The organism is Rhodococcus sp. GXMU-t2271 (genome assembly GCF_041414735.1).
GTDB lineage: Bacteria > Actinomycetota > Actinomycetes > Mycobacteriales > Mycobacteriaceae > Rhodococcus > Rhodococcus indonesiensis.
The window spans coordinates 1-8,895 of sequence record NZ_JAUIZP010000013.1; the positions used below are offsets into that span (position 1 = coordinate 1).

Annotated in this window: 8 protein-coding genes; 2 read left to right on the forward strand and 6 right to left on the reverse strand. The window is 68.3% G+C overall.

Annotated elements, in window-relative coordinates; all coding sequences use genetic code 11:
• Positions 1-127: 127 nt before the first annotated feature.
• Both QYS60_RS05395 and QYS60_RS05400 read right to left on the reverse strand, forming a co-directional pair.
• On the reverse strand, positions 128-1,738 hold the full coding sequence (locus QYS60_RS05395) for an NAD(P)/FAD-dependent oxidoreductase (RefSeq protein WP_289379806.1): 1,611 nt from the start codon (positions 1,736-1,738) through the stop codon (positions 128-130).
• Between the two features lie 14 nt (positions 1,739-1,752).
• Positions 1,753-2,700, reverse strand: a complete 948-nt coding sequence (locus tag QYS60_RS05400) for an alpha/beta hydrolase (protein WP_371382607.1) — start codon at positions 2,698-2,700, stop codon at positions 1,753-1,755.
• Positions 2,701-2,936: 236 nt separating this feature from the next.
• Between QYS60_RS05400 and QYS60_RS05405 the strand changes: the two genes are divergently transcribed.
• On the forward strand, positions 2,937-3,857 hold the full coding sequence (locus tag QYS60_RS05405) for an SMP-30/gluconolactonase/LRE family protein (RefSeq protein ID WP_268965698.1): 921 nt from the start codon (positions 2,937-2,939) through the stop codon (positions 3,855-3,857).
• A 64-nt stretch (positions 3,858-3,921) separates the two neighbouring features.
• On the opposite strand, the gene QYS60_RS05410 is transcribed toward QYS60_RS05405, so the two are convergent.
• From QYS60_RS05410 to QYS60_RS05425, 4 genes are all read right to left on the reverse strand, one after another.
• A complete protein-coding gene (locus QYS60_RS05410) occupies positions 3,922-4,359 on the reverse strand; it encodes a nuclear transport factor 2 family protein (RefSeq protein WP_371382608.1) in 438 nt (145 codons plus the stop codon).
• A 78-nt stretch (positions 4,360-4,437) separates the two neighbouring features.
• On the reverse strand, positions 4,438-5,892 hold the full coding sequence (locus QYS60_RS05415) for an aldehyde dehydrogenase (RefSeq protein WP_371382609.1): 1,455 nt from the start codon (positions 5,890-5,892) through the stop codon (positions 4,438-4,440).
• Positions 5,893-5,955: 63 nt separating this feature from the next.
• Positions 5,956-7,146: an NAD(P)/FAD-dependent oxidoreductase gene (locus QYS60_RS05420; protein ID WP_371382610.1), complete on the reverse strand. Its 1,191-nt coding sequence runs from the start codon at positions 7,144-7,146 to the stop codon at positions 5,956-5,958.
• A gap of 57 nt (positions 7,147-7,203) precedes the next feature.
• Entirely contained in the window at positions 7,204-8,448 is a 1,245-nt protein-coding gene (locus QYS60_RS05425) for a cytochrome P450 (RefSeq protein WP_371382611.1), read from the reverse strand.
• A 151-nt stretch (positions 8,449-8,599) separates the two neighbouring features.
• Here QYS60_RS05425 and QYS60_RS05430 point away from each other — a divergent pair, with 151 nt between their 5' ends.
• A complete protein-coding gene (locus QYS60_RS05430; protein WP_003938422.1) occupies positions 8,600-8,797 on the forward strand; it encodes a ferredoxin in 198 nt (65 codons plus the stop codon).
• Positions 8,798-8,895 lie beyond the last annotated feature (98 nt).

Sequence of the window (8,895 nt, forward strand, 5' to 3'; positions counted from 1 at the left end):
ACGCCTTGTACCCCAACTTCAGACCCTGCGACACCACGAACTCCTCGTCGTCGGAACCTCGGAAACGGCGGCAGGACGCGCCGCGGCCTGCAGCCGCGAATGCGCGTCCTGCCGTTGCCGTTTCCCCTTACTTGATGGCGAAACCGCGATAGCCGTCGGCTGCGACGTCGTCGCAGATCTCGCGGTAGGTGTTGAGCCCACCGACGTAGGACATGATCACCTGCGGCTTGCCCGGCACGTTGGCGCCCGTGTACCACGAGTTGCCCTCGGGGTAGAGCGTGCCCTTCGCCAGCTCGTTGTTCAGGTCGGTCCAGTCGTGCGTGTACGGCTCGAGCGCCTCGAACCGGCGGGCGCCGCGCTCCTCGAGTCGTTCGATGCAGTCGGCGGTCCACTCCACGTGCTGCTCGATCGCACACACCACGTTGGTGAGCACGTTCGGACTGCCGGGGCCGGTGAGCATGAACATGTTCGGGAACCCGTCGACGGCGATTCCGAGGTACGTGACGGGGCCGTCCTGCCACTTCTCCTGCAGCGTCTGCCCGCCCACGCCGGAGATGTCCATCTTCAGCAGCGGACCGGTGATCGCGTCGAATCCCGTGGCGAGGACCACCGCGTCGAGCTCGTGCTCCACACCCCCGGCCCGGATGCCCTTGTCCGTGAATTCCTCGAGCGGCGCCTCGCGCAGCGACACGAGCTCGACATTGTCCCTGTTGTACGTTTGGAAGTAATTGGTGTCCAGCGTGATCCGCTTGGCGCCGAGCGGGTGTGTCCGCGGCGACAGGCGTTCGGCGAGCTCGGGGTCCTGCACCACCGCACGGATCTTGCTGCGGAAGAACTCCGCGATGGTCTCGTTGGCCTCCCGATTGGTGAACAGGTCGGGGTAGGCGGCGATGAGGTCGATCGCCCGGTGCCGGTTCCATCGCTCCTCGTAGGTCGCCCACCGCTCCTCCGGGGAGTGATCGAGCGCGCTGACCGCGAGGGTGTCGGTGTACTGGCCCGAAGGGGTGGTCTTCGAGGTGGCCTTGAAGGTCTCGATGTTCTCCTTGAACTCGCGCTTCTCGTCCTCGGTGAGGGGACGGTTGCCGCAGTCGAGGCTGAACGCGGGCGTCCGCTGGAATACGGTCAGCTTCTCGGCCTGCTCGGCGACGAGCGGGATCACCTGGACGCCGGACGAACCGGTGCCGATCACCCCGACCCGTTTGCCGGTGAAGTCGACGCCCTCGCTGGGCCAGTCGGCCGTGTGGTACGTCGCGCCGCGGAAGTTCGCCAGCCCCGGGAAATCCGGCGTCTGCGACGTGGACAGACAGCCGACCGCGGTGACGAAATACTTGGCGACGGCGACGTCTCCGGAGTCGGTGGTGACCGTCCACCGGTCGGTGTGGTCGTCGAACCGAGCCGAGTCGACCCGGGTCCGGAACCGGAAGTGTTTCTTCACATCCAGCCGATCGGCGGCGAAGTTCAGGTAGCGCAGGATCTCCGGCTGTGCCGGGTAGCGCTCGGTCCACTCCCACTCGTCGATGAGCTCGGGCGAGAATGTGTAGGCGTATTCCATGCTGATGCAGTCGCATCGGGCCCCGGGGTACCGGTTCCAGAACCAGGTGCCACCCACGCCCTCGGCCGCTTCGAAGGCGCGGACCGTCAGCCCCATCTCCCGCAGCCGATGCACCATGTAGATGCCGGAGAAGCCGGCACCCACCACGATCGCGTCGAATTCCTCCGCAGTCTTCTCGAATCCCATGTCGGCCTCCGGTGTCATCGGGCGATGTCCGCGCCGGCGAGCGCGTCCTCGACCGCTTCGACTACGTAGTCCATGCCGTCCTTGGCGCCCGGCAGGATGTTCACGAACTGGAAGAAGCCGTGCATCTGTCCGGTGAACACCTTCTCGCGCACGGGGATCCTCGCGGAGCGGAGCGCCTCGGCGTACTTGCGGCCCTCGTCGTGCAGTACGTCGTGCTCGGCGATCAGCACCGCGGCCGGCGCGACGCCGGCGAGCGATTCGGCGTTGATCGGGGCGACTTCCCAGCGGGTGCGGTCCTTCGCCTCGGGCACGTACAGGTCCCAGAACCACACCATCGCGTCGCGGGTGAGCATGAGCTCGTTCGCGGGATCGAGGTAACTGGGTGTGTCGAAGTCGCAGTCGATGACGGGGTAGGCGAGGAACTGCAGGGCGAGTTCGGGCCCGTTCTCCCGGACGGCGCGCTGCGCGACGACCGCTGCGAGGTTGCCGCCGGCGCTGTCACCACCGACGATCAGCGGGGCGTCCGCGGCCGCATAGGCGGTCCGGTTCGCCGCGAGCCACTGCAACGCGGTCCAGGCGTCGTCGGCAGCGGCGGGGAACAGATGCTCGGGGGCCAGGCGGTAGTCGACGAGGGCGACGGCGCAACCGGTGCGTTCGGCGAGCTGCCGGCCCAGCGTGTCGTAGCCGTCGAGGCTGCCGACCACCCAGCCACCGCCGTGCAGGTAGACGATCACGCCGCGGGCGTCGTCGGCCGGGACCAGCACGCGAACCGGCACCTCGTGTCCGTCGGCACCGGGGACGGTGATGTCGTCGACTCGGGCCATCTCCGGTCCGGCGCCGACCAACTCGATGAAGCCGTCACTCAGCGTGCGCGCTTCCTGCGGGCTCATCTCGTGCAGCGGAGGACCGCCCGCCTCGGCCATCTGGGCGAGGAACGCGGTGGTGGCGGAATCGAGGGCCATGGCATCTCCTTCGTGTGCAGCATGGGTTTCGACAGACGTCGACAACTCCCGATCGATGCGCAGAGTCGGCGCCCAACGAGTGATGCGCATCACCATAACCATACGCATGATTATTTGCAATAGGTCGCGCGCGGCCCTTTATCTATGCGCATGATTGGTCTAGCTTGGAAGAGAGAGTCCGGGGCGTCTCCCCGCATCTGCTGTCTCCCCGCATCTACTACGGAAGGCCACCGACCATGACTGCCGGAAACCAGGACACCGCGCTGCAGAGCCCCATCGACACCGTCGTCTCCGACCGTGCCTTCCTCGAGTGCCCGCGCTGGCACGACGGACGGGTGTGGGTCTCGGATCTCTATCGGCACGAGGTGATCTCGATCGGCGCCGACGGTGCGGTCACCGTCGAAGCCACCCTTCCCGGCGACGAGCCGTCCGGTCTCGGCTGGCTGCCCGACGGACGCCTGCTCATCACCGCGATGGAGTCCGGGCGGATCATGCGCCGCGAGCACGACGGCGAGATCGTCGTCCACGCCGATCTCTCCTCGGTCGCGACCGGCAAGCTCAACGACATGGTGGTCGCCGAGGACGGCACCGCCTACGTGGGCAGCTTCGGCTTCGAGTTCAAGCGCGACACCCCGATCGCGCCGGCCAACCTGATCCGGGTCGCGCCGGACGGATCCTTCACCGTCGAGGCCTCCGACCTCCGCTTCCCCAACGGCATGGTGATCACCCCCGCCGGCACGCTGGTCGTCGCGGAGAGCATGGGCAACAAGCTGACCGCCTTCGACATCGGCGCCGACGGCCGGCTCGACGGGCAGCGCACCTGGGCCGCGTTCGGGCCGGACCTGCCCACCGAGTCGGTCAAGGCCGCGATGAGCGCCGCGGCGGTCGCGCCGGACGGCATCTGCCTCGACAGCGACGGCGCGGTGTGGGTCGCCGACGCTCTCAACCGCCGGGTCATCCGCGTCGAGGAAGGTGGCGCGATCACCGCCGAGGTCGTGTTCCCGACCGGGGTCTTCGCGTGCATGCTCGGCGGCCCGGAAGGCGACACCCTCTACGCCTGCGCGGCGCCGAACTCCTCCGAAGCCGCCCGTCGCCACACGCGCGATGCGAGCCTGCTGGCCACCCGCGTCGGTGCCACCCACGGCGGTCGCCCGTAGGGCGGCCCCCAGGACACGGGAAAGGGGCGGCGATTCGTCGAATCGCCGCCCCTTGCCCGTTCGATCAGTACGGCGCGTACGCCGCCGCAGATGCCGGCTGTTCCAGCACGCGGTCCACCGTGATGTCCTTGCGTTCGATGAGCAGCGCGCCCTCGCGCTCGGCGAACGTGTCGGCGTAGCGCCCGTACAGCCGCTGCGTGCCCTCGGGGCCGGCCACCGTCGCCTCGAAGTACGCGTCGACCCGCACCCGGCCGTCGCCCTCGCCGGTCACGCGGACGTTGGTGATCGCGTGGCGGGAGAACTCCGCACCGGATTCGGCGAAGGCGCGGTAGACCCCGACGAACTCCTCCGGCCCCACATCCTCCTTGCCGTTCTGGATGATCGAGACGTCGTCGGTGATCAGCGCGCGCAGGGCGTCGAGGTCACCCCCGTCCACGGCGGACGCGTACGCGTACATCAGGTCTTCCGCGCGGCGAGCGAGTTCGGGTGATACCGCAGTCATGTCGGGTCCTCCGCTTTCGTCGGTGCCGGATAGCGGGGTGCGCCCTCCTCTCGGACGCACCCCGGTATCCGTTGTGGATCAGGGAAGCTGGATCAGCTTGGTCTCGAAGAACGCATCGAACCCTTCGATGCCCCCCTCACGGCCGAGACCGGACTGCTTGTAGCCGCCGAAGGGCTGCACGACGCACATCGCGTAGCCGTTGACGGAGATCTGGCCGGTGCGCACCCGTCGGGCGATGCTCTGGGCCAGCTCCTCGTCCTTCGCGTAGACGGAGCCGGACAGCCCGTAGTCCGAGTCGTTGGCGATGGCGACGGCCTCGTCGATCGAATCGAACGGGATCACCACCAGCACCGGTCCGAAGATCTCCTCCTGCGCGATCCGCATGTCGTTGGAGACGTCCGCGAACAGGGTCGGTTCGACGTACCAGCCGCGGTCGAGGTGCGCCGGCTTGCCGCCGCCGGTCACCAGCCGCGCGCCTTCCTTCTTCCCGAGCTCGATGTAGTCGAGCACCCGCGTCTGCTGACGTTCGGCGGCGAGGGGGCCGAGGACCGTGTCCTCGTCCCGCGGGTCACCGACCTTCACGCTCTCCATCACCGCCTTGATCGCCTCGACGACCTCCTCCTGGCGCTCGCGCGGGACGATGATGCGGGTGAGGGCGGCGCAGACCTGCCCCGAATGGCCGATGCCACCGAACACCATGCCGGGCAGGAAGGTGTCGAGGTCGATGTCGTCGGCGATGATCGCGGCCGACTTGCCGCCGAGTTCGAGGGTGACCCGCTTGATCCGCTCTGCGGCCCGGCTCATGACCACACGACCGGCCGCGGTGCTGCCGGTGAAACTGATCTTGTCGACGTCCGGGTGGCTGACGAGGTAGTCACCCACCTCCCGTCCTGCCGGGACGACGCTGACGACGCCTTCGGGCAGGCCCGCGGCGTCGAGCGCCTCGGCCAGCATCATCATGGTGACGGGCCCCTCCGGGGCCGGCTTGAGCACCACCGTGCAGCCCGCGGCGAGCGCAGGCGAGATCTTCAGCGAGCCGGTCGCGACCGGACCGTTCCACGGGACCACGACCGCGACGACCCCGATGGGCTCCCGCACGACCTTGCCGTGCCCGCCCTTCCAGGTGCGCTCCTCCTCGAACGCGAAACGCTCGTGGAAGGTGGCCGCGTCGTCCCACATGTCGACGGCGTTCTGGTGGAACAGCGTGGACACCGCTGCGGGAGCGCCCAGTTCGAGAGTGAAGGCCTCGGCCATCTCCGGGATCCGCTTCTTCACCTCGTTTCCGACACGCACGAGGATCTCCGCGCGCTCGGCGGGCGTCATCCGCGGCCAGGGGCCTTCGTCGAACGCCTTGCGTGCCGCCGAGACGGCGCGGTCCATGTCGGCCTCGCGTGCCTCGGGCACGGTCGCGATGACCTCACCGTTGATCGGGGAGATCACCTCGATCAACGCGTCGCTGGACGGCTCGACCCACGATCCGCCGATGAACAGCTTGTCGTAGCTCTTCAACTGGATGGGAGTGGCTGTGGTCATGCTGTGTTCCTCCACTCGACCGCGGACTCTCGCCACGGCGACTCGCTGGATGGGATGGGAGTACTACTTCACTGCCGGCGCCGGCGCCTGCAGGGGCGCCGACAGATCCCGGATCGCGTCCGGATCCACGACGGCACGGCGATCGATCGCCATGCGGGCTTGCACCATGTGACGGGGGGAATCGACGCTCAGGTGCGCGGTGAGCTGCCCGGCGGCATCGAACCAGGCCGCACCCCACTTGCCGTCCGCACCCTCGCGGACCACCATATCGTCGGATTCGATTCTGTGTCCGACGAATTGGATCTTGTGTCCGAACTGGTCGCTCCAGAAGTACGGGATCGGGTCGAAGACGGGCGGGGACTGGGGCCGCAGGAGTGCACCGGCGACCGTCGCCGGTCCGGTGCGCGCCTCGTCCCAGTGCTCACCGCCGAGTCGTGTCCCGAACCGGGGCGACCAGCGCATCGCGACGTCGCCGACGGCGAACACCGACGGGTCGGAGGTTCGCAGCGACTCGTCGACGACGACCCCGCGATCGATCTCGAGGCCCGAGCCGGTCAGCCAGCCCACGTCGGGCCGCACTCCGATACCGGTGACGACGACGTCCGCCGGGAGTGCGGTGCCGTCGTCCAGTGTCAGCCCGCCGGGCGTGATCTCGCCGACGCCGGTGCCGCAGCGCAGATCGACGCCGTCCCACCACGCGTGCAGGCGCTCGGCCACCTGCGCGCCCAGCGGTCCCGCGAGCGGCCGGGGCCCGGCCTCCACGCAGGTCACCGAGCAGCCCAGAGCCAGTGCAGTCGTGGCGATCTCGGCGTTGATCCAGCCGGCACCGACGAGGACGACGCGGGCTCCCGGGCGCAGCTCGGTGCGAAGACGCTCGGCGTCCGCGGCGGTGCGGAGCACGAGCTGCCGGCCCGCGCCGGGCAGGGTGACCGGGGCCGCCCCGGTCGCGACGACGAGCGCATCGTAGGAGTGCTCGCCGGCGTCGGTGTGCACTACGCGGGCGGCGGTGTCGAGCGACCGGGCCCGGGCACCGAGGCGCAGCTCGACCCCGAGCGCCGCGTAGTCGACGTCGAACGTGGTGTCCTGCGGCTCGAGGAGTACGGACTTGCTCAGCGGCGGCCGGTCGTACGGCGGGGTGGATTCGGCGCAGAGCAGCTCGAGCTCCCCGTCGAAACCTTCGGCGCGCAGCGCCTCACACGTGCGGAGCCCCGCGAGGCCGCCGCCGACGACGACGATTCTTCGGCCGTTGAACACGGCGTTCCCCTGTCCTGTCGATGGATCGGATGGTGCGGTGGACGCGCTCGGCACCCCTCAGTACAGGGTGTAGTCCGACAGCACCCGCGGGCCGGGCGTGTAGGTGGCCGGGATCCGCTGCCAGCCCATGTTGGTGCCCTGGTGCGGGTACCGCTCGAGGGCGGAGAAGTCCACCTCGTAGTCGGGCATCCGCTCGAGGATCTGACTGATGAGCGTCTTGGACATGTAGCGGCCGAGATGCGATCCGGCGCAACGGTGTACGCCGATACCGAAGGCGGTGTGCCGGTTCGGCCACCGTTCGATGTCGATCTCGTCCGGGTTCTCGAAGAGCTTCTCGTCGCGGTTGGCCGACGACCACGACAGCAGCACCCGGTCGCCCTTCTTCATGGGGCAGCTCTGGAAGTCGGTGTCCTTGGTGACGGTCCGGGCGAGCGCCTGGGTGGGCGAGAAGTACCGCAGGAACTCCTCGACGGCGTGGTCCATCAGGCTCGGGTCGTCGATCAACCGCTGCCGCACGGCCGGGTGCTCTGCGAGCCACACGAGGGCCTGGCTCACCAGGGACGCGGTGGTTCCGACACCGCCGGCGAGCAGCAGATCGACGATCGAGTACATCTCGAAGTCGTTGAGCGGACGGCCGTCGACCTCCTGCTGCACGAGGTAGCTGATGATGTCGTCGGTGGGGTTCTCGCGTCGCGCCCGGATGGTCTCGCGCATGCGGTCACCCAGGTAGGGGAAGTCGACTTCCATCGCATGGCGGTAGTCGTCGCTTCCCGGAATGCCGGCGAGTGCCTGATGGTGCGCATGGGAGTAGCGCTTCCAGTCGGCCAGGTCGAGGCCGAGCCAGTCCACCGTCACGATGGACGGAACCGCGATGACCGAGGTGAGGTCGCACTGCCCGTCCTCGATCACGCTGTCGATGAACCCGGCGGTGTGGCGGTCGACGAGGGCCTTCATCCGCTCGACGGCCGCGGGGGCGGTGATCGGGTTGACGATCTTGCGGTACTTGCGGAACTCCGGGGGATCGAGCTCGATGGGGATGTGGAAGTGCATCGGAGTCTTCGGGATGACGACCGAAAGGCCTTCTCCCCCATATTCGTTACGCGCCGACGAGAACGTCTCGTCGTCGCGGGCGGCTTCGAAGACCGAGTCGTAGTCGCTGAGCACCCAGTACCCGCCGTGCGCCTCCGTCCAGGCGACTCGCTCGTTCTGGCGAACCTTGCGGTACGAGGCGACCGGATCGGCAGAGTGTTCCTGCGAGTTGTGGTCGAAGTTGATGACGGGGCAACGATTGCGGCTGTCCATCGCGTGGACCCTCCTGCGTCGGATCGGGCATCTCCTGCTAATGGTTATAACAGATGATATAGTAGTGTAGATCACACCGCCAGCCCGGCCATCAAATCAAATGTTCAACGAGCTGGCATCCTCGATATCCGGATGACGGAAGGAGCGACCGATGAAGGTTGTTGTCGACGAGAACCACTGCCAGGGCCACGGGCTGTGCTTCATGACCTCCCCGCAGGTATTCGCGCTGCGCGAGGAGGACGGCCACGCGTACGTCCTGCCCGGGGGCGACGACCCGGCCAACGAGCACGCCGCACGCGAGGCCGCCGCATCCTGCCCCGAGCGTGCGATCTCCGTCGTCACCGAGTGACGACGTCTTTCGATCGGCCGGTACACGACGCAGGAAGGGGGCCCCGCTTCGAATCCGGGGCCCCGTCCGTCGTCTGCGGACCGGTGGGCGGCAGCCCA